The organism is Mesorhizobium sp. WSM4848, from assembly GCF_055811375.1.
In genome coordinates, this window is sequence record NZ_JBVVPX010000042.1 from 195 (window position 1) to 24887 (window position 24693).

At 64.1% G+C, this 24693-nt stretch carries 23 protein-coding genes; 14 read left to right on the plus strand and 9 right to left on the minus strand.

Annotated elements, in window-relative coordinates:
* Nucleotides 1-242 precede the first annotated feature (242 nt).
* The 5 genes from AC0L16_RS28630 (at nt 243) to AC0L16_RS28650 (ending at nt 5907) form a co-directional block, all read left to right on the plus strand.
* The gene (locus AC0L16_RS28630; RefSeq protein WP_473624721.1) at nt 243-1145 is read left to right on the plus strand and encodes a carbohydrate ABC transporter permease; all 903 of its coding nucleotides are present in this window, start codon (nt 243-245) and stop codon (nt 1143-1145) included.
* Nucleotides 1145-2002 carry a carbohydrate ABC transporter permease gene (locus tag AC0L16_RS28635; RefSeq protein WP_027153854.1) on the plus strand — a complete coding sequence of 286 codons (858 nt, stop codon included), beginning with the start codon at nt 1145-1147 and terminating at the stop codon, nt 2000-2002. Before AC0L16_RS28630 ends, AC0L16_RS28635 begins: the two co-directional genes overlap by 1 nt.
* A 27-nt stretch (nt 2003-2029) precedes the next feature.
* Entirely contained in the window at nt 2030-4021 is a 1992-nt protein-coding gene (locus AC0L16_RS28640; RefSeq protein ID WP_473624723.1) for a glycoside hydrolase family 127 protein, read from the plus strand.
* Between the two features lie 112 nt (nt 4022-4133).
* Nucleotides 4134-5297 (plus strand): hypothetical protein, encoded by a 1164-nt coding sequence (locus tag AC0L16_RS28645; protein ID WP_473624724.1) that lies wholly within the window; start codon nt 4134-4136, stop codon nt 5295-5297.
* The gene (locus tag AC0L16_RS28650; protein ID WP_473624726.1) at nt 5284-5907 is read left to right on the plus strand and encodes a hypothetical protein; all 624 of its coding nucleotides are present in this window, start codon (nt 5284-5286) and stop codon (nt 5905-5907) included. Before AC0L16_RS28645 ends, AC0L16_RS28650 begins: the two co-directional genes overlap by 14 nt.
* A 107-nt stretch (nt 5908-6014) precedes the next feature.
* On the opposite strand, the gene AC0L16_RS28655 is transcribed toward AC0L16_RS28650, so the two are convergent.
* Complete coding sequence (locus AC0L16_RS28655) at nt 6015-7040, minus strand: threo-3-hydroxy-L-aspartate ammonia-lyase (protein WP_473624727.1); 1026 nt, start codon at nt 7038-7040, stop codon at nt 6015-6017.
* Between the two features lie 224 nt (nt 7041-7264).
* Here AC0L16_RS28655 and AC0L16_RS28660 point away from each other — a divergent pair, with 224 nt between their 5' ends.
* The gene (locus tag AC0L16_RS28660; RefSeq protein ID WP_473624729.1) at nt 7265-8242 is read left to right on the plus strand and encodes an ornithine cyclodeaminase family protein; all 978 of its coding nucleotides are present in this window, start codon (nt 7265-7267) and stop codon (nt 8240-8242) included.
* A 254-nt stretch (nt 8243-8496) separates the two neighbouring features.
* Here AC0L16_RS28660 and AC0L16_RS28665 read toward each other — a convergent pair whose 3' ends face one another.
* Genes AC0L16_RS28665 through AC0L16_RS28675 form a run of 3 tightly spaced genes read right to left on the minus strand, consistent with a single transcriptional unit; the run spans nt 8497 to nt 10661 of the window.
* The gene (locus tag AC0L16_RS28665) at nt 8497-8898 is read right to left on the minus strand and encodes a GtrA family protein (RefSeq protein WP_473624730.1); all 402 of its coding nucleotides are present in this window, start codon (nt 8896-8898) and stop codon (nt 8497-8499) included.
* A gap of 49 nt (nt 8899-8947) precedes the next feature.
* On the minus strand, nt 8948-9634 hold the full coding sequence (locus AC0L16_RS28670; protein ID WP_473624731.1) for a class I SAM-dependent methyltransferase: 687 nt from the start codon (nt 9632-9634) through the stop codon (nt 8948-8950).
* Entirely contained in the window at nt 9609-10661 is a 1053-nt protein-coding gene (locus AC0L16_RS28675) for a glycosyltransferase family 2 protein (protein ID WP_473624733.1), read from the minus strand. The genes AC0L16_RS28670 and AC0L16_RS28675 overlap by 26 nt, the downstream gene beginning before the upstream one ends.
* A 315-nt stretch (nt 10662-10976) precedes the next feature.
* On the opposite strand from AC0L16_RS28675, the gene AC0L16_RS28680 reads away from it, so the two are divergent.
* From AC0L16_RS28680 to lpxK, 6 genes are all read left to right on the plus strand, one after another.
* Entirely contained in the window at nt 10977-12320 is a 1344-nt protein-coding gene (locus tag AC0L16_RS28680; RefSeq protein WP_473624734.1) for a TldD/PmbA family protein, read from the plus strand.
* Nucleotides 12307-13113, plus strand: a complete 807-nt coding sequence (locus AC0L16_RS28685; protein WP_473624735.1) for a 3'(2'),5'-bisphosphate nucleotidase CysQ — start codon at nt 12307-12309, stop codon at nt 13111-13113. The genes AC0L16_RS28680 and AC0L16_RS28685 overlap by 14 nt, the downstream gene beginning before the upstream one ends.
* Before the next feature lie 75 nt (nt 13114-13188).
* Nucleotides 13189-13434: a DUF4170 domain-containing protein gene (locus AC0L16_RS28690; RefSeq protein ID WP_027153864.1), complete on the plus strand. Its 246-nt coding sequence runs from the start codon at nt 13189-13191 to the stop codon at nt 13432-13434.
* A 5-nt stretch (nt 13435-13439) separates the two neighbouring features.
* Nucleotides 13440-14228: a lysophospholipid acyltransferase family protein gene (locus AC0L16_RS28695; protein WP_473624737.1), complete on the plus strand. Its 789-nt coding sequence runs from the start codon at nt 13440-13442 to the stop codon at nt 14226-14228.
* Complete coding sequence (gene waaA, locus AC0L16_RS28700; protein WP_473624739.1) at nt 14225-15541, plus strand: lipid IV(A) 3-deoxy-D-manno-octulosonic acid transferase; 1317 nt, start codon at nt 14225-14227, stop codon at nt 15539-15541. The genes AC0L16_RS28695 and waaA overlap by 4 nt, the downstream gene beginning before the upstream one ends.
* A 1-nt stretch (nt 15542) precedes the next feature.
* Nucleotides 15543-16571 (plus strand): tetraacyldisaccharide 4'-kinase, encoded by a 1029-nt coding sequence (lpxK, locus tag AC0L16_RS28705; protein WP_473624741.1) that lies wholly within the window; start codon nt 15543-15545, stop codon nt 16569-16571.
* Between the two features lie 251 nt (nt 16572-16822).
* On the opposite strand, the gene AC0L16_RS28710 is transcribed toward lpxK, so the two are convergent.
* Nucleotides 16823-17056 (minus strand): DUF2093 domain-containing protein, encoded by a 234-nt coding sequence (locus AC0L16_RS28710; RefSeq protein ID WP_473624743.1) that lies wholly within the window; start codon nt 17054-17056, stop codon nt 16823-16825.
* Between the two features lie 141 nt (nt 17057-17197).
* Nucleotides 17198-18124, minus strand: a complete 927-nt coding sequence (locus AC0L16_RS28715) for a LysR substrate-binding domain-containing protein (protein ID WP_473624744.1) — start codon at nt 18122-18124, stop codon at nt 17198-17200.
* A 90-nt stretch (nt 18125-18214) separates the two neighbouring features.
* On the opposite strand from AC0L16_RS28715, the gene AC0L16_RS28720 reads away from it, so the two are divergent.
* Nucleotides 18215-19108: a DMT family transporter gene (locus AC0L16_RS28720; RefSeq protein WP_473624746.1), complete on the plus strand. Its 894-nt coding sequence runs from the start codon at nt 18215-18217 to the stop codon at nt 19106-19108.
* Between the two features lie 174 nt (nt 19109-19282).
* On the opposite strand, the gene mutL is transcribed toward AC0L16_RS28720, so the two are convergent.
* A complete protein-coding gene (mutL, locus tag AC0L16_RS28725) occupies nt 19283-21142 on the minus strand; it encodes a DNA mismatch repair endonuclease MutL (RefSeq protein ID WP_473624747.1) in 1860 nt (619 codons plus the stop codon).
* 596 nt (nt 21143-21738) lie between these two features.
* Nucleotides 21739-22641 carry a LysR family transcriptional regulator gene (locus AC0L16_RS28730; protein ID WP_473624748.1) on the minus strand — a complete coding sequence of 301 codons (903 nt, stop codon included), beginning with the start codon at nt 22639-22641 and terminating at the stop codon, nt 21739-21741.
* 104 nt (nt 22642-22745) lie between these two features.
* Here AC0L16_RS28730 and AC0L16_RS28735 point away from each other — a divergent pair, with 104 nt between their 5' ends.
* The gene (locus tag AC0L16_RS28735; RefSeq protein ID WP_473624750.1) at nt 22746-23735 is read left to right on the plus strand and encodes a zinc-dependent alcohol dehydrogenase family protein; all 990 of its coding nucleotides are present in this window, start codon (nt 22746-22748) and stop codon (nt 23733-23735) included.
* 19 nt (nt 23736-23754) lie between these two features.
* On the opposite strand, the gene AC0L16_RS28740 is transcribed toward AC0L16_RS28735, so the two are convergent.
* Nucleotides 23755-24657, minus strand: a complete 903-nt coding sequence (locus tag AC0L16_RS28740) for a LysR substrate-binding domain-containing protein (protein WP_473624751.1) — start codon at nt 24655-24657, stop codon at nt 23755-23757.
* Nucleotides 24658-24693: the final 36 nt, after the last annotated feature.

A 24693-nucleotide genomic window follows, 5' to 3' on the forward strand; every position in this document is an offset into this window, starting at 1 on the left:
AACCAACCCCCCCCTCCCCCCCCCCCCCCCCCCCACCTCTCCCCCGCCTCTGGGGGGGGCGAGGAACCCAAGCCTTGTCGGGCCGTTGGCTCCCCCTTCTCCCCTTGTGGGAGATGGTGTCGCCGAAGGCGACGGATGAGGGGTGCTCCAGCTTGGCTCCGACAGCACTCCGTCCAACACCCCTCATCCGTCTCGGCGCTAGGCGCCGATCCACCTTCTCCCACAAGGGGAGAAGGAAAGGCATGACCGCCCGCCGCCGCAAACTGGTCGGCGCCGGCCGCCGGCAGTGGATCGGTCTGCTTTATGTCGCGCCGGCCGTCGCCCTGGTCGTCGTTTTCTTCATCATCCCGCTTTGCATGACCGCGTGGATGTCGCTGCACAATTGGCCGCTGATGGGCGCGCACTCGTTCATTGGCCTCGACAATTACTGGGCGATCCTGCGCGATACCAGGTTCTGGAACGCGCTCAAATTCACCGGCTACTATACGGTGATCGTCACCATCGCGATCTTCGTCGTCGCCTTTCCGCTGGCGCTGTTCATCGAAAGGCCGCGGCCGCTGACCGGCTTCTACCGGACGTCGTTCTTCATGCCGGCCGTCATCGGTTTCGCCTCGGCCAGCCTGCTGTGGTCGTGGCTGCTCAATGTCGATTCCGGCCTGTTCAGCCCGGCCGCCTTCGAACTCGGCCTGACCGAAAGGAAGGTTAATCTGCTGGCGACGTTCCAGCCGGCGTTCTGGTCGATCATCGCCATGGTCGTCTGGAAGGTGGCGGGTTTTACCATGATCATCCTGATGACCGGCCTGCAATCGATCCCGCCGGATCTGCAGGAGGCGGCGATGATCGACGGGGCAGGGCCGCTGGCGCGGTTTCGCGCCATCACCCTGCCGCTGATGCGCCGCACGCTGGCGCTGGCGCTGATCCTGTCGGTTGCCGGCTCGGTGCTCGCCTTCGACCAGTTCTACATCATCCTGCGCGGCGGACCGCGCAACCAGACGCTGACCGCCGTCTACTGGATTTTCAACCAGTCGTTCGTGTCCTTTAAGCTCGGCTACGGCGCGGCCCTGTCGATGGTCCTGCTGGTCATCCTGGTCGCGCTCAGCGTGATCCAGCTGCGGCTGCTGCGCCAACCGGAGGGCGTTGACTGATGGCGCAGGCACGGAGCCGCAAACGCCGGATCGGCATGCAGATTGCCGAGCACGCAACGGGCATCGTCGCCTCGCTGCTGTTCCTGGCGCCGATCGTCTGGACCGTGCTTTCGGCGTTCAAGCCGGCGCAGGAATCGCGGCAGCCGCCGCTGCCGCCCTGGCCGACGACCGGTTTTTCGGTCGAGAACTACGCCACGCTCAACACCTTCGGCGACGGCCTGTGGCTGCCGGCGCAAAACAGCATCTATGTCTCGGTCATGACGGTGGTGCTGTCGGTGATCGTCAGCGTGCTGGCCGGCTACGGCTTCTCGCGCTTCCGCTTTCCGCTGAAGAACCTGCTCTTCGTCCTCATCCTGTCGACGATCATGATCCCGTTCCAGTCGATCCTGACGCCGATCTTCCTGGTGCTGACCAAGATCGGCCTGCACAACACGCTGACCGGGCTGGTCTGCGTCTATGTCACGCTGCAGCTGCCGTTCTCGATCTTCATGATGCGCAACGCCTTCGACGCGGTGCCACGCGAGATCGAGGAGGCGGCGCGCATGGACGGCGCCAACAACGTCACCATGCTGCTGCGGGTGATGCTGCCGCTGGTCTGGCCGGGCATCGTCACCATCGCGCTGTTCGCGTTCCTCGGCGCCTGGAACGAGTTTTTGGCAGCACTGGTGCTCATGACCGACCAGTCCAAATTCACGCTGCCGATCATGATGACGGCGCTGCAGTCGGGCCGCTTCGGCGCCATCGACTGGGGCGCGGTGCAGGCCGGCGTCACCGTGATGATGGTGCCATGCCTGGTGCTGTTCCTGTTGCTGCAGCGCTTCTACATCCGCGGCCTCATGGCAGGGGCCGTGAAGTGACCAATCGAACCGAACCGGAGTAAGTTGATGACCGCATCGCAATCCGCCAAGCCGGCTGCCGAACTGGACAAGCCAAAACGCGCCTTCCGCCCGCTGCCGGTGCCGCAGGTCGATGTGCGCGGCTTCTGGGGCGACCGTGTCGATGCCGTCGCCACCAGGACCGCCAGCATCCTCTACGACCGCTGCGTCGAGGCGCGCATGCTCGAGCAGATCGATCCGGACCGGCCATCTCCGGGCGTCGTCATTCCGTTCCACTCCCCCTCGCCGGACGAGGCCGCCACCGCCGGCAACGAGTTCACCGGCTCGACGGTGACGACCCAGATGTTCTGGGACTCTGACTGGGGCAAGACCATCGAGACCGCCGCCTACTCGCTGTACCGCCGCCGCAACGACGCGCTGGAGAAGAAGATCGACGCCGTCATCGACATGTATGGCAGACTGCAGCAGCCCGACGGCTATCTGTCGAGCTGGTACCAGCGCATCCAGCCGGGCTTGCGCTGGACCAATCTGCGCGATTGCCACGAGCTCTACTGCGCCGGCCATCTGATCGAGGGCGCGGTCGCCTACTACCAGGCGACGGGAAAACGCAAGCTGCTCGACATCATGTGCCGCTATGCCGACCATATCGCCGAGACCTTCGGTCCCGAGCCCGGCAAGAAGAAAGGCTATTGCGGCCATGAGGAGATCGAGCTGGCACTGGTCAAGCTCGCGCGGGTCACCGGCGAGCAGAAGTACATGGACCTGGCAAAATACTTCATCGACCAGCGCGGCCAGCAGCCGCATTATTTCGACGAGGAGGCGCGTGCCCGCGGCGCCGACCCAAAAGCCTATCATTTCAAGACCTACGAATACAGCCAGTCGCACAAGCCGGTGCGCGAGCAGGACAAGGTGGTCGGCCATGCGGTGAGGGCGATGTATCTCTATTCCGGCATGGCCGATATCGCGACCGAATATGGCGACGACACGCTGCGGCTGGCGCTCGATCGGCTGTGGGACGATCTCACCACCAAGAACCTCTACATCACCGGCGGCCTTGGACCGTCGTCGCACAATGAGGGCTTTACATCAGACTACGACCTGCCCAACGAAACCGCCTATGCCGAGACTTGCGCGTCGGTCGGACTGGTGTTCTGGGCGAGCCGCATGCTCGGCATGCGCCCCAATGCGCGTTACGCCGACATGATGGAGCGGGCTCTCTACAACGGCTCGATTTCGGGCCTGTCGCTCGATGGCTCGCTGTTCTTCTATGAAAATCCGCTGGAAAGCCGGGGCAGGCACAACCGCTGGAAATGGCATCGCTGCCCGTGCTGTCCGCCCAATATCGGCCGCATGGTCGCCTCGATCGGCAGCTACTTTTATGGCCTGTCGGACGATGCATTGGCGGTCCACCTCTATGGAAACAGCACGGCTCGTTTCGATATCGCAGGAACGCAAATGGAGCTGCGCCAGACCAGCAACTATCCATGGGACGGCGCGGTCTCGATCACGATCGAGCCCGAGGCGCCGACGACATTTACCTTGCACCTGCGCCTGCCGGCCTGGTGCCGCAAGGCGGCGCTCAAGGTGAACGGGGAGGCGGTCGATCTGCAGGCGGTCACCAGCGACGGCTATGCCGGGATCCGGCGCGAATGGCGCAAGGACGACCAGGTCGAGCTCGAACTCGAAATGGCCATCGACCGGCTCTATGCCAATCCGCAGGTGCGGCAGGATATCGGCCGCGTCGCGCTTGCCCGCGGTCCGCTGATCTATTGCGTCGAGGAGACCGACAATGCCGGCCAGCTGCACCGCATCGCCTTGCCACGGACGACACAGATCGCGGCGCGTGAGGAGCCGAACCTTTTGGGCGGTGTCGTGACGCTTTCGGCTGTTGCCAGGAAAGAGGCGTTTGAAGACTGGGACAACGGCCTCTATCGCGTCGAGCCGCCGGCGGTTGAAGAAGCAAAAATCACCGCCGTGCCGTATTTTGCCTGGGACAACCGCGATCCAGGCGAGATGCTGGTCTGGCTGAGAGACTCGTGATCCGGGGGACGAAGATGATGCCGGCGACGAAAGGGATGTCTTGAATTTGCCCCGGCGGCGCTAATTTTAGAGGGGAGAGTGGCGCCAGCCACTCGAATGGGTGGAGGCAGAGTTGGCGCTCGAAGATGTCGCGCGTCCGAGCGCTGGCGTTCGCGCCATGGTCCTGACCGTCGCAGCGGTGCCGTTGCTGTTCGTGCTCAGCGGGCTGGCCATTCGCTATGCGGCTTTTGCTTCGGTGTCGGAGGAAACAGGTTTTGCGGGCTATGCCCGCGCGCTGTGCCGGTGGGATTGCGCCTGGTACATTGGCATCAGCGAACAGGGTTATGAGCGCTTTCCCATTCCAGACCACAGCAATGTCGGTCGCTGGGGCTTCTTCCCGCTCTATCCGATGCTGGTGGCAGGGATCCGGTCAGTTTTCCCTTTTCCTACGATACTGATCGCGACGATCACCTCGATTGCGTGCAGCTACGCCGCCTGTCTGGTGGCGTGGCCGCTGCTCGAGAAGAACATGCGCGCCTATGTGCTGTATTGCGCGTTTCTGCTCAGTGGCCCGTTCTCCTTTCACTTCACGACCTTCCTGAGCGAACCGCTTTTCGTGCTCCTGACTTCGTGCGTCTTTCTGGCGCTCAAACGCTCCAGCTATCTCGCCGCGGGGGTTTCATCCGCTCTGCTGTCTGCGACGAGGCTGGTCGGGGTCCTCGTCGTATTTGCGATCGTCTTTCAAATGTTCAGGGAGCACCGCCTGCAGGGCGGATCGGCACTGTCTTTCCCACGCTGGCTACTTGGCCGACCGGATCTGCTGGTCGCTATCTTTATCTCGCCCGCTGGTTTGTTCGCTTACATCCTGTTCCTGTACCTCACCGTCGGAGACGGCTTTGCGTTCTTGCACATCCAGCGCGCGTTCGGACGGGTGGCCGGCAATCCGCTGGTTTTTCTATGGGACGGGCTCTCCGTTGTTCCGAAGACGGGCTGGCTGCCCACGGCGCCGCAATGGAGCGCGCTCGCCGCGATCGCTGGACTGGCGCTGTCGGCCGGTCTGGCGGCTCGCAGGCAATATGGCGCGGCCCTGTTCTGCGCGCTCTGCATCATCCTGCCGCTGATCACCAACCTGGCCTCGATGGTCAGATATGTGACTGGGCTTGCGCCTCTGACGATGTTGCTCGCCGTCCTGTTGTCGGCGTCGAGGCTGATTTGGCTCGCGGCTTTGGTTCTCTTCCTTGGCGCCTGTTATTTGATGACTGTGGCGTGGATCGGAGGCTACCTTGCCCTGGTCTGACGTTCCGGCCCCGGGTCGGCGCGCTGCCTGGCTCGGTGGCTACGCGCTCGCGGCGGTTCTGGCCGGGTCCGAGATCGTCATCCTTGCGCTTGCTCTCAATCCGAACGTCAACGCCGATTATCGCGCCTATTACATCGATCGGACGACGACCTGCCTCAATCGCGATGCGACCGGCAGCTACACACTTGGCCAGACGGTATCGTTCCGGAGCGACGGCGCCAAACGGGCAGCCAGCATAAAGGTCTGCGGCTGGTCGGGGTCGGCAGGCGACGGCACCCATTCCCTAGGCGAGACCTCGCGGCTTCGCGTGAAGATACCGCCGCTCCGCGACAGCCTGACGGCCACGCTGCAAATGGCCGCCGTCATTCGTCCACCGCAGATCACGCAAAGGGTTGTGATCTCGGTGAACGGTGTTCGGGTGCATGCGGAGACGCTGTCTGGCAAAGAACCACGAACGGTCTCGTTCGTCGTTCCACCGGCGGCTCTCGCCGAGGCCGATACACTCGAAATCGCCTTCGATTATCTCGACGGCATCCCGCCAACGCCGGCCGCCAGCAGCATCTACAAGCGCTCCATCAAGCTGGTGTCGTTCCGGCTGGATGTCATTTGAGATCACGCTCAACGTCCTGCAGTCCATGCGTTTCATCACGCGCGAGCATTGCCGTGCGCTGGCGACCAGTACAGGACCGCACGGTACCAACTGCGCCTGAGCGCGCTTTAGCGAAAGGTCTCCGGCCCGGGGCGCGCCATGGCCTGCTCGGGAGGCGTTTTGTCTGCGGCCGCCGTGATCAAGTTGGCGAAGCGGGTGAGATCCACATTGCCGCCACTAACGATGACACCGATGCGCTGGCCGCGCAGGCTTTGCGATTCACTGCGAACCGCCGCCGCTGCAAGACAGCCGGTGGGTTCGACCACGATTTTCATGCGCTCGGCGAAAAAATGCATCATTTCGATGAGCGCGTCGTCGCTGACCGTGGTGATGGCGGCAACCTTGTCGCGGATGACAGGAAAATTATGCGCGCCCAGATGGGTGACGACCGCGCCATCGGCGATGGATTTCGGCACCTCGATGGTGACGATCTCACCCCGGGCGAGCGATTGCTGACCGTCATTGCCGGCTTCCGGTTCAACCCCGACGACCCTGCAGGCAGGCGCGCATTCCGCCGCCGCCAGTGCGGCGCCGGCGAGCAGGCCGCCACCGCCAAGGCAGACATAAAGGGCATCGAGAGAGCCGGCCTCCTGGATAAGTTCAAGTGTCGCCGTGCCTTGCCCGGCAATCACATCGGGGTGGTCGTAGGGTGGAATGAGCGCGGCTCCCCGCTCGGCGGCGATCCTGCCGCCAATCTCTTCGCGGTTCTCGCTGTAGCGGTCGTAGAATATCACTTCGGCGCCATAGCCGCGGGTGGCACGCACTTTCAGCTCGGGCGCATCGCTGGGCATGATGATGACTGCCTTCACGCCCTCGATCGCGGCCGCATAGGCCAGCGCCTGCGCATGATTGCCCGAAGAATAGGCCACCACGCCGCGCGCCCGCGCCGACATATCCAGGGCCAGAAGCGCATTCATGGCGCCGCGGAACTTGAACGCGCCGCCACGCTGGAAGTTCTCGCACTTGAAGAACACCTCGGCGCCGGTCAGCTCGTTGAAGGTGCGCGAGGTCAGCACCGGCGTCCGGTGGGCCAGTCCGGCGAGGCGCGCCGCGGCGGTCAGGACATCGTCGAATGTCGGGATTTTGAGGGGCATTGCGGGTCGCCTTCTACGGTTGCCGATGGTGGCTTGGCCGATGGGCTGGCTTGTCTGCGAGGATATTTGTTTGCGCGAGCCGGCGAACGCATTCGATGCAAGCTTGGCGCAACATTCGCCCGAATGACGGGCGACAAGCCGTAGGAAATGCCGTTCGTTGGCCAACACCGCTGTCTTCCCCTGAGAGCCGCTGGCTAGAATGAGGGAAAGCCGGGGGAGATGTCATGTCCGTAATCGCAGACGAGTCGCAGCTAGTGCTGCTTGCGGGCGATCAGGTCGCGCCGCTGTTGGAGCCGGATGCCGTCCTCGATGCCGTGCGACGCTCCTTCGAGCTTCACAGTGCGCGCGAAGGCAGGGTCTTTCCGCTTGTGCGCGAGAAGCTGCATACCGGCGGCATTTTCGGTATCAAGTCGGGCGACGTGCCGAAAGCCGATCTTCTGGGCTTCAAGGCGGCGGGCTTCTGGCCAGCCAACCGCGAGATCGGCAAGGAGCCGCATCAGGCGACCATCGTGCTTTTCGACCCGCACACCGGGCGCCCCTTGTGCATCATCGACGGCAACGCCATCACCACCTTGCGCACAGGGGCGGCTGGCGCCATTGGCCTGACCCTGCTGGCCCGCCGCGAAAGTCGGTCGATCTGCGTTTTCGGCACCGGCACCCAGGGCCGGATCCAGCTGCGCCTGGCACTGCGTGCGATGCCTCGTCTGGACACCATCCATTACCTGACGGCGGACGGCCGCCCCGACGCGGCGTTCGAGGCGGCGTTCGAGGATTTCGCGCCGGCCCATACGAGCCAAACCGCCAAAGCCGTCGGCTCGAGCGATATCATTATCACCGCGACCCCCGGCAGCGGGCCGCTGTTTCCGCCAGACGCGGTGCGGCCCGGTACGCACATCAACGCCGTGGGTGCCGATACGCAAGGCAAGCGAGAACTACCCGACGGCCTGCTGCGCCGGGTACGGCTCTTTGCCGACGACTGCGAGCAATCGGCCGCTATCGGCGAAGGCCAGTGGGACACCGGCTGCCGGGCGACCGAAATCGGCGATCTTCTGACCGGAAAAATGCCGTTCACGCGCGATGCCGCCGACATCACAGTCTTCGACATGACCGGGCTCGCACTGCAGGATCTGACGGTCGCGGATATGCTCTGGCGACAGGCCAGGAGCAGGGGCACAGGAACGCGCGTGCCATGGCGCTGGTAACGCGAGAGAAACAGGCAATGACGACCAGGACCGTCCATTTGTTCAATGCGTGGAGCGGCATATTCGCCGCGGGCGCCCCTGGCGCCGCCGGTTCGGACGGCGGAGCCTGTGTGTATTGGATGCCGGAAGAGGGTGCGGCGGCGGCGACCGCATCGGCCGGAGCGGTCACCAAACGGTCCAGATCGCGCTTGAGCCCGTAGGTAACGAACGTACGCATCTTTGCCCTGGCCAGCCAGGCCCTCGGCTGAGGCCGACTAGTCAGAAGGCCATGGATCAGGTGGGGGGTCGCCGTGCTCGCCGGGTCCTCGCTGCGCAAAAACCCATCGGTCGAGCATGAGAAGATTGACCGCCGGAACAAGCAGGCATGTAACCAGAATGGCAATGATCGGCGGCAGGCCCAGTTTCGTCGTCAAAAGAGTCGGCGCCGCGTAAGCCACGGCAAAGCCTGTCGCCGTCAGCAGGAGAAAACGCGCAGCTTCCGATCGATGCGATCCATTCGACATGAAGGTCACTGATTTATGGGCGAAATACGAAAACACGGCAGCCGCCGCGTAAGCCGCGAGCGACGCCTGGACTGGCGAAAAGCCGATCCATTTCGATTCGACCAAACCGATAGCCAAGGCAGCATACAGGATTGTCGCGGCGATGCCGACCAACCCGAAGCGCGCCAGCAGCTTCAGCCCGGCGCCGGCAGTCGAACGGTCCTCAGACATGCGCGCTGCTCGCATACTGGGCCCCGAGCGGCAGAGGCGCGAGCAGGCGCTCGAGTCGTCTGGCGAAGGACCTGGCCGACGGCAGCAGCAGGAAGTGCTCGGATCGGATATCCTGAAAACCCGTCTCCTGAAAAAGGGACCTTGCCTTGGCGGCGTCGAGCAGGACGGCGTCCTGGTCGAACGGACACCGCAACACCGCAAGACGCGTCAGCGGATTATAGGGGTTATGCTCGATGATGCAGGCGACGCCGCCCGGCCGCACGACGCGCCGCATTTCCCGGAAGAAATCGAGCCACGAGGCGGGCGGAACGTGATGGACGACGCAACTGGCGAAAGCCAGATCGAACGCGCCGTCGCCGTAAGGCAGGCACGGCGTCGTGCAGGCCCTGTATGTCACACACGGATTGTCCTGGCCGGCGCGCAGGATCGATTGTTCCGAGACGTCGCAGCCATCCAGGCTCTCGAACGCGCCTTTGAGGTAAGGGTGGAGCGACCCGACGCCGCAGCCGATATCCAGCGCCCGCACCCCGCCCTGTCGAAGCCCGCGCTCGACGACGAGACGCCGCAGCAGGTCGGCCTTGGCGATCAGAAAAAAGTCGTGCCCGAGTCCGGAAAACCGGATGGATCCCGCGACCGCCTCGCCATAATTCGATTTATAGCTGTCGAAGAGTTCGGCCATCAGCCGAGGCTCCGTTCCTGGGTTTTCGAAACGGTCGACGGCTGTCACTGGCGGCACGCATCGCCTTGTCGAAGCCGGCGACCCGATCGATCACGTAAAGCGGACGGCGTTTCACCTCGGCATGGATGCCGCCGACATAGAGCCCGACCACGCCGGTCATGAAAAGATTGATGCCGCAAAGAAGCGAGACGATCACCACCGTGGATGTCCAGCCGGCGATGATGCCGGTTTCAAAAATCCAGGCGAAGATGGCGTAAGTACCGAACATCACCGCAAGCGCGGAGATCGCCAAGCCGCCCCACAGCGCCATGCGCAGCGGCTTCTCGGAGAAGCTGACGATGCCGTGAACGGCAAGGTGCAGCATCTTCCAGAATGGGTATTTGGTTTGGCCAAGGGTCCGCGCCGGGCGTTCGAAAGACACCGCCGTCTGCTTGAACCCCATCCAGGCGAACATGCCCCTGACGAAACGGTCGTGTTCGGGCATTTGCTTGAAGGTTTCCAGAGCCTTGCGCCCGACCAGGCGAAAATCGCCGACGTCGCGGGGGATGTCGACCGACGTCATCTTCTCCAGCAGGCGGTAGAAGAGACTCGCCGTAATGCGCTTGAACCAGGATTCGCCCTCACGCTTGACACGGCGGGCATAGACGATCTCGAAGCCTTCCTTCCATTTCGCCACCAGATCGAGGACCACCTCCGGCGGGTCTTGCAGGTCGGCATCCATGACGATGACGGCATCACCCGCAGCCGCATCCATGCCGGCCGTGATCGCGACCTGATGGCCGAAATTGCGGGAAAGCTCGATCAGTCGGAAGCGCGGCTCGACGGCGACGACGTTGCGAAGGTATTCGACGCTCCCATCGAGGCTTCCGTCATCGATGAAGATCGCCTCAGTCTCGCCGTCCAGCCGGCAGATCAGCGAGTTGATCCGCTCGATCAGTCGCGGCAGCACCTGTTCTTCATTGTAAATGGGAAGGACCAGCGAGTACCGCGGCGGCGACACGTTCACCGCAGTCCTGATGCTTTGCATCACAGAGTCTCGCATGCCGTTGAAAATGGAACGCAAGCTACAAAGTTCCAAGTACACATAAGAAATCGCTAAATTTAGCGGTTTCGGGCAGGTGCCGATCATGCGTGGAAAGGACCATAGGCGTTACCGCAATCGAAGTCCCAAACCGCCGCGAAGCAACTTTTGAGGACCCGCTTCGATCATGCCGCCCAAAACCGGGTGTCTGCTGGCCGATCTACCCCGCTTGCCACTTCTGCCATTGCACAAGACACATCAGAACAATAGATGGTGCGGAGCGGCCGCCCCTATGTCAGGCGGAAAAACAGGACTATGCGCATGACCGATACGCTGGACTCAGCGAAATTGACCGACCGGGTCGCGGCCCTGGTCGAGGCTGCCAAACGGGCCGGCGCCGATGCCGCCGACGCGGTTGCGGTGCGCGGCCGTTCGACCGGCGTGTCGGTGCGGCTTGGCAAGGTCGAGGGCACCGAGGCGTCCGAGAGCGAGGATGTCTCGCTACGCGTCTTCGTCGGCAAGCGGGTGGCGAGCGTCTCGGCAACCGCTGCCTCCGACCCGAAAGCGCTAGCCGAGCGCGCCGTGGCGATGGCGAAAGTCTCGCCGGAAGATCCCTATCAGGGCCTCGCCGATCCGGCCCTGCTGGTCAACAAGCCGCGCGACCTCGATCTGCTCGATCCGACGGAAGTCTCGGCCGACCAGTTGAAGGAAGCGGCGCTCGCCGCGGAAGCGGCGGCCCTTGCCGTCAAGGGCGTTACCAATTCGGCCGGCAGCGGCGCCAGCGCCGGGCTTGGCGGGCTGGTGCTCGCCACCTCGCACGGCTTTGTCGGCCACTATGTCGCCTCGCGCTTTTCGCGCTCGACCAGCGTCATCGCCGGCGAGGGCACCGGCATGGAGCGCGATTATGAATTCTCCTCGCGCCAACATTTCTCCGATCTCGACGCACCCGAAGACATCGGCCGCAAGGCCGGCGAACGCGCCGCGCGGCGCGTCGGCGCGCGCAAGGCGGCGACCGGGCCGGTCGATGTGGTGTTCGACCCGCGCGTCGCCCGCGGCATCGCCGGCCATCTCGCCGGCGCCATCAATGGCGCCTCCGTCGCGCGCAAGACCAGCTTTCTGCGCGACATGATGGGCAAGCAGGTGGCGGCGGCCGCGATCACCGTCACCGACGAGCCGCTCCGGCTCCGTGGCCAGGCGTCGCGTCCGTTCGACGGCGAAGGCATCGAGGGCGAAAAGCTGCTCATGGTTGAGAAGGGCGTTTTGAACCACTGGTTCCTGTCGACCTCAGTCGCGCGGGAATTGGGGCTGACCACCAACGGGCGCGGCTCGCGCAGCGGCTCCTCCGTCTCGCCGTCATCGACCAATCTTGCCATCGAGCCGGGCGAGCGGACGCCCGAGGACCTCATCAAGTCGCTCAAATCAGGCTTTTACGTCACCGAAGTGTTCGGCCAGGGCGTCGACATGGTGACTGGCGAGTACAGCCGCGGCGCTTCCGGCTTCTGGATCGAGAATGGCGAACTCGCCTATCCGGTTGCGGAAGTGACCATTGCCTCGAACCTGAAGACCATGTTCCTCAACATGCTTCCGGCGAGCGATCTCGATCGCAATTTCGGCACCGCGGCACCAACGCTGCTGATCGAAGGCATGACCCTTGCCGGAGCTTGACCAGGTCGCCTCCGCCGGAGCTCGCGAGGATCTGCCGCTGCTGCGCGACGCTGCTCGCGAGGCGGGCGCCATTGCCATGCGCTATTTCGGCAACAATCCGCAAGTGTGGATGAAGGGCGGCACCTCGCCGGTGAGCGAGGCCGATCATGCCGCCGACGCCTATCTGCGCCAAACCTTGCTTGCAGCGCGGCCGGATTATGGCTGGCTGTCGGAGGAAACGGCCGACGATCCGGCAAGGCTTGCCGCCCGCCGCACCTTCGTCGTCGATCCGATCGACGGCACGCGCGGCTTCCTCGAAGGCCTACGCTCCTGGTGCGTCAGCGTCGCGGTGGTCGAGGACGGTCGCACGCTTGCCGGCGTGCTCGAATGTCCCGCCACGGAGGAGACCTATTCGGGGCTGCCCGGTGAGGGGGCGTTCCTTAATGGCCGTCGTATTGCCGTGCGCCGCCCGGCAGCGATGGTCGAAATTGGCGGGCCGAAGCCGTTGATCGCTTTGATGCCGGCGGAATGGCAGGGCCGGCTGAGCCGCGTGCCCTATATTCCCTCGCTCGCCTACCGGCTGGCGATGGTCGCCAATGGCAGGCTCGACGCGACCTTCGTCAAACCCAATGCACATGACTGGGACATCGCCGCGGCGGATCTCATCCTGCGCGAGGCCGGCGGCGCATTGCTCGACCAGAAGGGCCGCGCACCGCGCTATGCCGGTGAAGTGATCCAGCACGGCGCGCTGGTCGCCGGCAGCGGCGAACTGCTCGCCGTGCTCTCCGCCATCATCGCAGAGCTGGACGGTTGAACGTATCATCATGGTTCCAAAGTCGGCGGCTTTGGTCTAGACCTGTCACAAACTCACGATATGTGAAGGACCGACATGACCGCGGAAGACGGAAAGAAGCAGCTTTTGCACCTGGTGTTCGGCGGCGAACTGAAGACGCTTGGCGGGACAGAATTCCGTGATCTCGACGCGCTCGACATCGTCGGCATCTATCCGGATTATCAATCCGCGCAAACGGCGTGGAAAGCCAAGGCCCAAGCCAGCGTGGACAATGCCCACATGCGTTATTTCGTCGTTCACCTGCACCGGTTGCTCGACCCCGACAACAAGCCTGCCGGTTGACATGGATGGATCATGAAGGCGTGAAAGGGCCGGCCACGAGGTCCGCGGCAAGGCGGCGTCGCGGTGGTACCCCGAAGACATTCTGGCGCAAAATACGCGAACCGCTGGCGCAATCGCGATTCGTCAAGAACGCCATCGCCAGCCTGTTTGCGCAGTTCGTTCGCCTTGTCCGCCTGACCAACCGTGTTGTCGACGGATCGGCTGAGATGTCGGGCGGCGCCTACTCCCAGTTCGAACCGATCATCATCGCGCTGTGGCATGGCCAGCATCTTCTGACACCGGCCTACTATCCCGGCGGACGGCCGGTGGTCGCCATGGTGTCGCGTAGCGCCGATGCCGAGCTCAACGCACTGGTGATCGAGAAGTTCGGCATCGAGGCGGTGCGCGGCTCGGGCGGACGCGAAAGCTCGAAGCGTCGCGACAAGGGCGGCGCCAAAGCGTTGATTGCCCTGAAAAAGTCACTCGCCACCGGCAAGAACGTTGCCATGATCGCTGACATTCCCCATGGCACGCCGCGCGACGCGGGGCTTGGCATCGTTCTCCTGGCGCGGCTCTCGGGTCGCGCGATTCTGCCCGTTGCCATCGCTACCAGCCGTCGCAAGGTGCTGGAGCGCAGCTGGGACAAGACCACGATCAATCTGCCGTTCGGCCGCTCCTCGATCGTGCTTGGAGCACCGGTGTTCGTTTCGGCCAATGCGGACGAGGCTGAAATGGAACGCAAGCGCCAGGAGGTCACGGCCGCGCTCAACGCCGCGACCGCCGACGCCTACCGCCTCGTGGATGGCTCAAAATGAGCGAGCGCTGGGCGCGCACTTTCCTGACGGCGTATCGTTTCGCAGGCGCAGCCGCCTATCCCCTGGTCGGGCCCTATGTCGCCTGGCGCACCTCCAGAGGCAAGGAGGACCGAATTCGCCGGCGCGAACGCTATGGCATCGCCGGGCGCGAGCGCCCCGACGGGCCGCTCATCTGGATTCATGCGGCGAGCGTCGGCGAGACGATCGCCGTCGTGCCGCTGGTCGAGAGCATCCTCGACTACGGCGTCAACATCGTGCTGACGACGGGGACCGTCACCTCCGCTCAGGTTGCCGAGGAACGGCTCGGCGACCGCATCATCCACCAATACGTGCCGCTCGACCTCAAGCCGGCGGTCAGCCGCTTCCTCGACCATTGGCGGCCGGATCTGGCGATCATCGCCGAATCGGAGATCTGGCCGATGACCATCCTCGAGCTCGGCGCACGCCGTGTGCCGCAGGTGCTGGTCAATGGCAGGCTGTCGGACCGTTCGTACAAATCCTGGAAGAAGCGCGCCAACATCGCCGAGGCGCTGTTCGAGAACCTCGCCCATGTTGTCGCCCAGTCGGATGTCGACGGCGAGCGCTTCCTCTCGCTCGGCGCCCGGCCGGTCACCGTATCCGGCAATCTCAAGGTCGACACCTCGCCGCCGCCGGCCGATGAAAGGGCGCTGTACATGCTGAAGCGCCAGATCGGCGCCCGCCCGACCTGGGCGGCGATCTCGACCCATGACGGCGAGGAGGTGGTCGCCGCCGAGGTTCACGCGATGCTGCACAAGCGTCACCACGGTCTTTTGACGATCGTCGTGCCGCGCCATCCCGATCGCGCCGAAGCGCTTGCCGCGCAGATCTCCGGCATGGGCCTGAAACTCGCGCGGCGCAGCAAGGGCGACCGGATCATCGCCGATACGGACATTCTGCTCGGCGACACGATGGGCGAGATGGGGCTTTATCTCCGGCTGACAGAGATCGCCTTTGTTGGCCGTTCGCTCACCTCGGAGGGTGGCCAGAACCCGCTGGAGCCGGCCATGCTCGACACGGCGGTGCTGGCCGGCCGCAACGTCCAGAATTTTCGCGAAACCTATCAGCGCCTGCTCAACAGCGGCGGCGCCAAGCTGGTGCGCGACCGCGACATGCTGGCCGGTGCCGTCAATTTCCTTTTGACCAACGAGGTGGCTCGCCACGAGATGATGGCGGCGGGTGCGGCGACTGTCGACGAGATGCGCGGCGCGCTGGCGCTCACCTTGAAGTCGCTCGAACCCTACATTCAGCCTTTGGTCGTCAAATCGCGCCTCAAGGGCGCCAGCGGCCGTTGAGATGGCCAGCGAAGCGCCCCCCTTCTGGTGGGAAGAGCCGGACTGGCGGGCGCTGGCGCTGGCGCCGCTGTCGGCGGTCTATGCGCTGGTTGCCGGCCGCCGCATGCGCTCGGCGGCGCGCGAAAAGGTCGAGGCGCCGGTGCTTTGCGTCGGCAACTTCACAGTCGGCGGCACCGGCAAGACGCCGGTGGCGATCGCACTGGCCCGGGAAGCCAGGCGCATGCAGCTCAATCCAGGTTTCCTGTCGCGCGGCCATGGCGGTTCCTTCGCGCGGCCGCATGTCGTCGATCCGCATCATGACGCAGCCAAGCATGTCGGCGATGAGCCGCTGCTTTTGGCTGCGCACGCGCCGGTTGCAGTGACGCCGAACCGTGCCGCCGGCGCCCGCCTCCTGCTGGAAAAGCACGGCTGTGATTTCCTGATCATGGATGACGGTTTCCAGAGCGCGCGCATCCACATCGACTATGCGCTGGTTGTCGTCGACGCACGCTACGGCATCGGCAACGGCCGCGTCATTCCTGGCGGTCCGCTCAGGGCTGGTATCGTCGACCAACTGGTTTTCACCAGCGCGCTCTTGAAGATGGGCGAGGGCCTTGCTGCCGATGCCGTCGTTCGCCAGGCGGCGCGTGCCGGCCGACCGATCTTCGAGGCGCATACGCGGCCAAGCAGCAAGGTGGGGCTGGCCGGCAAGCGATATCTGGCCTTTGCCGGCATCGGCCATCCCGAGAAATTCTTCGACACGGTCCGTCATGCCGGCGGCGAGGTTGCGCTGACCCGGTCGTTTCCGGACCATCATTTCTATGGCAAGGACGAGCTTGCCGAACTGGCGACGACAGCGCGAGGTGCCGGACTTGGCCTCATCACCACCGCCAAGGACGCCGCCCGGCTGCGCCATGATGCCGCATCGGCCGATTTCCTCGGACAACTCGATGTGCTGGAGATCGACACCGTGTTCGATCCCGACCACGTGCCCGAACGCATCATCGTCGAGACGCTGGATGCCTGGCGGCAGCGCAAGCTGCAGGGGTGACCTTGGAGCGTTGCGCCGTTGGGAGAGCTGTTTGACGCTGGCGGGACAGCGCCCCCTCCGTCCTGCCGGACATCTCCCCCACAAGGAGGGAGATTGGCCGTCACCCCGGCTTTGGCCAATCATCAACGTCGCAGGATGAGAGGGCGCTAAAGCTGCCGATCTCCCCCCAAGTGGGGGAGATGCCAACTTTTGGCAAAGAGGGCAGGGCAGAGGGGGGCGCGAAGGATCGCTACAGAAAGTCTTTTATTCGACTAACGCCGGCTGCGCAGTTCGGGATGTGCCTCGATCTCGCGGCGCAGCGAGGCCGCGGCACTCACATAGGGCTCCTGCCTGGCGACACTCCAGTATTTGAGCTCATCGAGCGGGATGTTTTCGCCAGTGACCGCGCAGCGCACGAAGGCGCCGGGGCTGGTCACCTGGAAGTCGCCGTCCAGGTAGCGGATACGGGCTTCCTTGCCGCCGGGGCCTTCAAAGCGATTCATCATGACATGCAGCCAAGGTTCATGACGATGTCATCGCCACAAAATGCCGGCAAGGTCAAGCTCGGAGCGAGGCAAGATTGGCTTCGTCAGCTTCGTTTCGGACGGCAACCAGCCGAGCAGGCCGGCAAATGGATGCCCCGCATCTTACTGCTCGGCTGCGATGAAATCCTCGATCTTTTCCGCCGCCAGTCCGGCCTGGGCCGCGATGCGCCGGGCAAGCTCGGCTGCGGCGGCGCGCGGGCGCCCGATCGGCCGGTCGAGCCAGTAGGATATCGGACTGAGGACGACGCGGTCGTCGGCGGCGATGATACGGCCAGACTTCAGTTGATCCTCGGTCATCGGCGGCCGCGCCAGCGCGATGCCGAGACCATGGGCTGCGGCGCCGAGCACCAGATTGTAGTCCTCGAAACGGCGGTCCTGCGGACGTGGGCGATAGTCGATGTCCTGTGCGGCAAACCAGGCACGCCAGGCCGAGGCGTCGGAATCGTTGATCAGCGGGAATTTGAGCAGCCGGGCAGGGTCGCCGCGGCCGATCTCGCGGGCGAGGTCCGGCGAGGCGACCGGAAACACATGTTCCTCGAACAGCTGCACCGAGACGCGGCCGGGGATGCGGCCGCGGCCGCAGCGGATCGACAGATCGATGCCCTCGTCGGCAAGGTCTGCCTGGCGGATATCGACGTCGAGCACGATGCGCAGCCTGGACGGATTGTTTTCCAGCGCCGCCATGCGCGGCATCAGCCACAGCCCGCTGACCGAGGGAATCGAGGTCAGCCGCACCACGGCGGTGCCGCGCGGTCCGATCCAGCGGTCCGAATTGCTCGATATCAGCGCGAAGGCCTCAGTGGTGCGCAGATGCAGCCGGTTGCCTTCGATGGTCAGCGAGACTCCACGCGCGCCGCGATCGAACACTTTCAGCCCGAGCCAATCCTCGAGCTTGGCGATCTGCCGGCTGACGGCGCCATGGGTGAGATTGAGCTTTTCGGCAGCGGCCGAAAAGCTGCCCGTTCGTGCCGCGGCGTCGAAGGCGCGCAGGGTTTCGAGCGGCAGCATCGCGTCTGAGCTGTGATCCATAGTCACAGCTGGCCCTCGATTTGGTCGTTTGTCAACCGATCGGGAAAGGCGCTTTGTATGTTTGAGGACATGAAACGCGGGAATAATGAAATGAACGCCTGTACCGGCACGTTGAATACGACACAGCGGATAGATACCACGGCGGCCATTGCGGTGGCCCTGACGGTGGTCGGCTGGGCCTCGGCCTTCCCGGCGATCCGCGCCGGGCTCGTCGCTTTCGGGCCGCTGGAGCTCGGCGCGCTGCGCTTCGCCATCGCGGCGGTGCCGGCGGCGATCTTCCTCGCCGTCAAGCGGCCGGCGCTGCCCCGGCTCGATGAATTGTGGCGCTTTGCCTTCGGCGGCGCCGTCTTCGTTGCGCTGTACACGGCGATGCTCAATTTCGGCGAGCTGACCGTTTCGGCTGGTGCTGCCGGCTTCATCATCAATGTCAGCCCAATCTTCACCGCGATCATGGCGATGGCGCTGCTTGGCGAACGTTTCTCGGGCTTGGCCTGGGCCGGAACATTCCTGTCCTTCGCCGGCATCGGCATCATCGCCATGGGCGAGGGGCAAGGGTTGCATTTCAACAATGGCGCGCTGCTGGTCCTCGGCTCGGCGCTGTGCTCGGCGGTCAACACCATCGTGCAAAAGCCGCTGTTTGCCCGCCATCATCCGCTGACCATTTCGGCCTCGAACATGGTGCTCGGCGCGCTCTGCCTGCTGCCCTTCCTGCCGAACGGCCTGGCGCAGGCGGCAGTTGCCGATACCGCCGGTCTCGGCGCCGTCATCTTTCTCGGCATCGTGCCAAGCCTCATCGCCTACGCTGCCTGGGCAACCGCACTTTCCCGGCTACCGGCGGCGCGCGCCTCGAATTTCCTTTATCTGGTTTCGCCGGTGGCGACGCTGATCGGCTTCTTTTGGCTGGGCGAGGTGCCGACGCTGCTCGGCATCCTCGGTGGCGCCCTGGCGCTCGGCGGCGTGATCGTGGTGAATTTGAAGCGGTGAATCAGAGGTTTGGGGCTGCTTCTTGACTCGACCCCACCCCGCTGCTTTGCAGCGACCCGCCCCACAAGGGAGAGGGTAAGTTCCTCGCGAGGCGTCCGCAGCCAGGCTCCCTACCTCCCCCTTGTGGGGAGGTCGGACCGAGGGTCCGGGTGGGGGCTGCGCCCTGCGCGTTCTTCACCGCCGCCCGAACAGCCTCTCAATGTCGGCGAGCCTGAGCTCGATATAGGTCGGGCGGCCGTGGTTGCAGGTGCCGGACCCGGGCGTCGCCTCCATCTGGCGCAGCAGCGCGTTCATCTCTTCCGGCTTGAGCAAGCGGCCGGAACGCACGGAGCCGTGGCAGGCCATGGTCGCGGCTATTTTGTCCAGCCGCTCTTTCAGCGTGTCGACGGTGTCGTTGTCGGCGATCTCGTCGGCAAGGTCGCGCACCAGCTGCTGGACATTGGTTTCGCCGAGCATCGACGGCGTCTCGCGCACCGCGACCGCACCCGGGCCGAAGCGCTCGACGGCGAGGCCGAAGCGGGCCAGTGTTTCGGAATGCAAGGCGAGCCGCTCTGCATCCTCTTCCGGCAGATCGACGATCTCGGGCAAAAGCAGCATCTGCGACGGCACGGCGCGCGAATGCAATGCGTTCTTCAGTGCCTCGTAGACCAGCCGCTCATGTGCCGCATGCTGGTCGACGATAACAAGCGAATCCCTGGTCTGCGCGACGATGTAGTTCTCGTGTACTTGCGCGCGTGCGGCACCCAGCGCCATGCCGAGCAGCGTCTCCGCCGCTTCGTCTTGTCCGGCGCGTGCGTCGGCGCTGTGAAGCGAACCGGCATCGAACACCGCCTGATCGTTTTCGCCGAAGCCGCCACTGGCAAATCCTGCATCCAGCGGCCGTTGCGGCGAGCGGGCCGGATCGAAACCGGCAAAGCCGGAGGCCCGGTAGGCCGCTTCGTAGCTGCGATGGCCGTTGGCCGGTCCTGGATGCGCATAGGATGCTGCGCCTGGCCGGAATGCCGCCATCATGCCGGCCGCTCCTGATGTGGCGGCACGGATGCCGGCATTGGCCAGCGCCTCGCGAATGGCGCCGACGATCAGCCCGCGCACCAGCCCCGGATCGCGGAAGCGGACGTCGGCCTTGGCCGGGTGGACATTGACGTCGACGATGGCCGGATCGAGCGTCAGGAACAGCACCGTCACCGCATGGCGGTCGCGCGGCAGCACGTCGGCGAAGGCGCCGCGGATGGCGCCGGCAATCAGCTTGTCGCGCACCGGCCGGCCGTTGACATAGGCATATTGCTGCAGCGCGTTGGCGCGGCTGAAGGATGGTATCGAAACGTGGCCAGCAAGATGCACACCGTCGCGCATGGCGTCGATGGCGATCGCGTTGGCCGGAAAGTCGGCGCCCATCACTTGCGCGACGCGGCGCAGCCGGCCTTCCGGGCCGTCGTCGGTCGCCGGCAGCTCCAGCGTCGAGCGGTCGGAACCGGTCAGCGTGAAGCGCACGGCCGGGAAAGCGATCGCGATACGCTTGATCACGTCGCTGGTCGCCGAGCTTTCGGCGCGCTCGCCCTTCATGAATTTGAGCCGCGCCGGCGTGGCGAAGAACAGGTCGCGCACCTCGACCGTGGTGCCGCGATTGGCGGCCGCCGGCTTGACGGCAGACACGCGGCCGCCCTCGATGCCGATCTCGGCGGCGCTGTCGCCGTTGGCGGTGCGCGAGCGGATCGACAGCCGCGCCACCGAGCCGATCGACGGCAGCGCTTCGCCGCGAAAGCCGAGCGAGCGGATGTCGTGAATGTCATCGGCGAGCTTCGAGGTGCAATGGCGTGCGATCGCCAGCGGCAGTTCCTTTTCCGGGATGCCCGAGCCGTCGTCGGTGACGCGGATCAGGTTCAGCCCACCGCCGGCGGTGACGATCTCTATTCTGGCTGCGCCGGCATCGAGTGCGTTCTCGACCAGTTCCTTGACCACGCTTGCCGGACGCTCGATGACTTCGCCGGCGGCGATCTGGTTGATCATCGTTTCGGAAAGCTGGCGAATGGGCATGGGGGTACTATACGCGGATTCGTGGTCGATGCGGGAGGGGGAGAATAGCGTCGACTGTTGCAAGGCAGCGAGACTGCTCCGTTTGCGCTCCGCCCCACCCCCCTCTGGCCTGCCGGCCATCTCCCCCGCAAGGGGGGAGATCGGATGTCGCCTCGGCCTTCGCTAATCTCCATCGGTTGAAGGCTGGCGGAACGCGTGAACTGCCAATTTCCGCCTTTGCGGGGGAGATGGCCGGTAGGCCAGAGGGGGGTGCTGTCCCGCCACGACGTAGAGATAGGAATATTGTTGACGTGAATGGGCTTGGTCCCCAATTGACTTTAGTGGAATTGGTCGGAATAAGGCCAAAGTCAAATTGCCGTTGGAGGCGACATTTGGACGTCATCCTAGATTACTTAATGGTAAAATTCGGTCGATGGATACAGCGTCGAAAGGGTAGAATTGCAAAAATAGTATGGTTCACAATCTGGACGGTTATTTCGATATCGCTTACGGTTTTTCTGCTTTACCTCCTGTATATACGAGATCTGACCATATAGCTTCTTGTTCTATCGTCGGGTCGTTCTCAAGGAAATCCAGGCGGCTGAGCGCTCGTGCATTCAACTCATGAGCCTGGGCAGTGCCGCTGCCAGTGCGTCGACGGCAAGGCGGACCTTCAGCGGCAAGTGAGGCGTCTGCAGCCAGAGCGCATAGGCGTCGTAAAGAAATCTCGGCTGTTCCGGCAATAGCACGACAAGTGTGCCGGCCTGAATGCGCTCACGGACCAGCCAGTATGGCAGCCAGGCGAGCCCCATGCCTGCCGCCGCAGCATCGGCGATCGCAGCGAGGTCGTCGAACCGCAGCCGGCTGACCGGCATGACTTCCAGCGCAGGCTGGCCGTGGCGCGGGAACAACCACGGTTGAACGACACGGCCCGAACGGCGGTAGATGATGGTCTGGTGGCTGCCGAGATCCTCTATCTGCCGTGCCTGCCCGTGCATCTCGAGATAGGATGGCGACGCGCAGACGACCATGCGCTGGCGCGCAACGCGCCGCGCCATCACGCCGGCCTGGTCCTCCAGATTGCCGGTCCGGATGGCAAGATCGCAGCCATCCTCTGCAAGATCGGCGATGGGATCGCTGAAAGACAGGTCGAGTTCCAGAGCGGGATATCGCTGCGCAAGCTCCAGCAGGATCGGGGCAACGCAGCGCCGGCCGAAGTGCACGGGCATGATGACGCGAAGCTTTCCGCGTGGTTCGGAAAGTTGATCGGCCGCGAGTGCATCTGCAGCTTCGGCTTCAGCGAGTACCATCCGGCAGCGCTCATAGTAGGCGCGCCCGAAGTCGGTCAGGTTCTGGCGGCGTGTGGTCCGGTTGATGAGGCGCACGCCCAGACGCTCCTCGAGAAACCGGACATGCTTGCCGACCATCGGTCCGGACAGGTCGAGAGCGGCAGCGGTCGCCGCGAACGAGCCGAGATCGACGGTTTTGACGAACACGGCCATGCTCGTAAGGCGATCCATATTAAAAACTCCCAGTTTCTACTGTCTTGCCCACGCAGCCATTTATCTGCCGGATGGCCGCTGGCATAGCGCATTCGGTTCAAATATTTTGGAGTTATGGCCGCATGGCACGTGTTGTTCGCTTTCATGAGCACGGTGGTCCCGAGGTTCTGCGCATCGAGAATCTCGATATTCCCGCGCTCGGTCGGGGCGAGATTCAGATCCGGGTCAAGGCATTGGGTCTCAACCGGGCCGAGGCGCTGCTCCGTTCGGGCACTTATATCCAGGCGCCGCCGTTGCCTTCCGGTCTTGGCCTTGAGGCAGCGGGTGTCGTCGAAGCGGTCGGCGAAGCCGTGCACGGTTTTGCGCCAGGTGACGCCGTCAGCGTCGTGCCGCCATTATCGATGGCCCGCTGGCCCGCCTATGGCGAGATTGCCACATATCCCGCCGAGCTTGTGGTCAAGCACCCGCCATCGTTTACCTGGGAAGAGGCAGCAGCCGTCTGGATGCAATATCTCACCGCCTATGGCGCACTGATCGACATTGCCAAGCTCAGCAGAGACGACTTTGTCGTCATCACCGCGGCATCGAGCAGTGTCGGACTTGCCGCGATCCAGATTGCCAACATCGTTGGTGCGACCGCGATCGCGGTCACGCGGACATCTGCCAAGAGACAGGCCCTGCTCAAATTCGGCGCGGCCCATGTCGTCGCTTCAGCGGACGAAGATCTGGAAGCCAGGCTGAAGGAAATCGCCAGTCCGGACAACATCCGAGTGGTGTTCGACGCGGTCGGCGGCCCGATTTTCGAGCCTCTGACGGCGGCGATGGCACGGGGTGGCATTCTCATCGAATATGGCGGCTTGAGCCTCGAGCCGACGCCGTTTCCGCTGTTCGCTGTGCTGGCCAAGACGCTGACGCTGCGCGGCTTTCTCGTCCACGAGATCACGGGCGATCCGGTGAAGTTGGAAGCTGCCAAGGCATTCATCCTCGACGGATTGATGTCAGGTTCGCTGAAGCCGGCCATCGCCAAAACCTTTCCATTCGAGCAGATCGTCGAAGCGCATCGCTTTCTCGAGTCGAACGAGCAATTCGGCAAGATCGTCGTGACGGTTTGATTGAGCATTATTGGGAGCGTCACGCCTGCGCAGCCAGCCAGTCCCGCACCTTGCGGGCATTGTCGCTGAGCTCGCGGGTTTTCGACCAGATGACATGAAAGCCCTTGCCGGTCGTCATCGTGTGGCCGGTCGCACGCACCAGCAGTCCCGACGCCAGCAGGCGCTCGGCGAGGTGGCCCCAGCCGAGCGCAATGCCTTGCCCTTCCATGACCGCCTGGATCACCAGCGCATAATCGTTGATGCGCAAGCCGCGTCCGGCATCGGTGATGTTGACCCCGGCCGAGGCGAACCACTCGTCCCAGCTCGCGGCTTCACGAAACGGCTCTTCGAGATGGATGAGCCGGTGTGATGGAAGATCCTCGACGGTTTCCGGCAGTCCGAACCGTGCCACATAGCTCACGCCGGCGACGGGGAATATCTCCTCGTCGGCGAGCGGCAGCGAATGATAGTCCGGCCATTCCCGGGGCTCGCCACCGCGCACAGCGAGCGGGATGCCCTCGGCGATGATGTCGAGATCGCGGTCGGCGGTCTGGATGCGCAGGTCGATGCCCGGCAGTTCGTCGCGGAACTGCTGCAGGCGCGGCATCATCCAGAACGAGCCGAAAGCGGTCGAGGCGGCAAGCGTCACATGGCCGCCGGTCGCCTGTAGACGCAAATCCTCCGCCGACTTGCGGATGTGCGACAGGCCGAGTGAGACGTCGGCATGGAAACGCTCGCCGGCTTCGGTAAGGCTGACCTGACGATGGCGGCGCTGGAAGAGTTTCGCGCCGAGCTGCTCTTCAAGGCCGCGGATTGCATAGGACACCGCAGCCTGCGTCATGCCGAGCTCCCGCCCGGCGGCGGTAAAGCTCGACAGCCGGCCGGCGACCTCGAAAACGATCAGGCTGCCGGCCGAGGGCAGCAGATGGCGCAAGCTTCGCATAAGCTGACCTTATACAAGTGATCAGGATTTTCCAGC

Bases quoted from the DNA above. Each gene is read 5' to 3' on its own strand.
- AC0L16_RS28710 (WP_473624743.1), bottom strand. From the start codon at position 17,056: ATGATGAATCGCTTTGAAGGCCCCGGCGGCAAGGAAGCCCGTATCCGC.
- AC0L16_RS28670 (WP_473624731.1), bottom strand. From the start codon at position 9,634: ATGGCCGAACTCTTCGACAGCTATAAATCGAATTATGGCGAGGCGGTC.
- AC0L16_RS28730 (WP_473624748.1), bottom strand. From the start codon at position 22,641: ATGGATCGCCTTACGAGCATGGCCGTGTTCGTCAAAACCGTCGATCTC.
- AC0L16_RS28660 (WP_473624729.1), top strand. From the start codon at position 7,265: ATGTCCGTAATCGCAGACGAGTCGCAGCTAGTGCTGCTTGCGGGCGAT.
- AC0L16_RS28690 (WP_027153864.1), top strand. From the start codon at position 13,189: ATGACCGCGGAAGACGGAAAGAAGCAGCTTTTGCACCTGGTGTTCGGC.
- AC0L16_RS28695 (WP_473624737.1), top strand. From the start codon at position 13,440: ATGGATCATGAAGGCGTGAAAGGGCCGGCCACGAGGTCCGCGGCAAGG.
- AC0L16_RS28715 (WP_473624744.1), bottom strand. From the start codon at position 18,124: ATGGATCACAGCTCAGACGCGATGCTGCCGCTCGAAACCCTGCGCGCC.
- AC0L16_RS28675 (WP_473624733.1), bottom strand. From the start codon at position 10,661: ATGCAAAGCATCAGGACTGCGGTGAACGTGTCGCCGCCGCGGTACTCG.
- AC0L16_RS28635 (WP_027153854.1), top strand. From the start codon at position 1,145: ATGGCGCAGGCACGGAGCCGCAAACGCCGGATCGGCATGCAGATTGCC.
- AC0L16_RS28740 (WP_473624751.1), bottom strand. From the start codon at position 24,657: ATGCGAAGCTTGCGCCATCTGCTGCCCTCGGCCGGCAGCCTGATCGTT.
- lpxK (WP_473624741.1), top strand. From the start codon at position 15,543: ATGGCCAGCGAAGCGCCCCCCTTCTGGTGGGAAGAGCCGGACTGGCGG.
- AC0L16_RS28630 (WP_473624721.1), top strand. From the start codon at position 243: ATGACCGCCCGCCGCCGCAAACTGGTCGGCGCCGGCCGCCGGCAGTGG.
- mutL (WP_473624747.1), bottom strand. From the start codon at position 21,142: ATGCCCATTCGCCAGCTTTCCGAAACGATGATCAACCAGATCGCCGCC.
- AC0L16_RS28640 (WP_473624723.1), top strand. From the start codon at position 2,030: ATGACCGCATCGCAATCCGCCAAGCCGGCTGCCGAACTGGACAAGCCA.
- AC0L16_RS28680 (WP_473624734.1), top strand. From the start codon at position 10,977: ATGACCGATACGCTGGACTCAGCGAAATTGACCGACCGGGTCGCGGCC.
- AC0L16_RS28720 (WP_473624746.1), top strand. From the start codon at position 18,215: ATGAACGCCTGTACCGGCACGTTGAATACGACACAGCGGATAGATACC.
- waaA (WP_473624739.1), top strand. From the start codon at position 14,225: ATGAGCGAGCGCTGGGCGCGCACTTTCCTGACGGCGTATCGTTTCGCA.
- AC0L16_RS28655 (WP_473624727.1), bottom strand. From the start codon at position 7,040: ATGCCCCTCAAAATCCCGACATTCGACGATGTCCTGACCGCCGCGGCG.
- AC0L16_RS28735 (WP_473624750.1), top strand. From the start codon at position 22,746: ATGGCACGTGTTGTTCGCTTTCATGAGCACGGTGGTCCCGAGGTTCTG.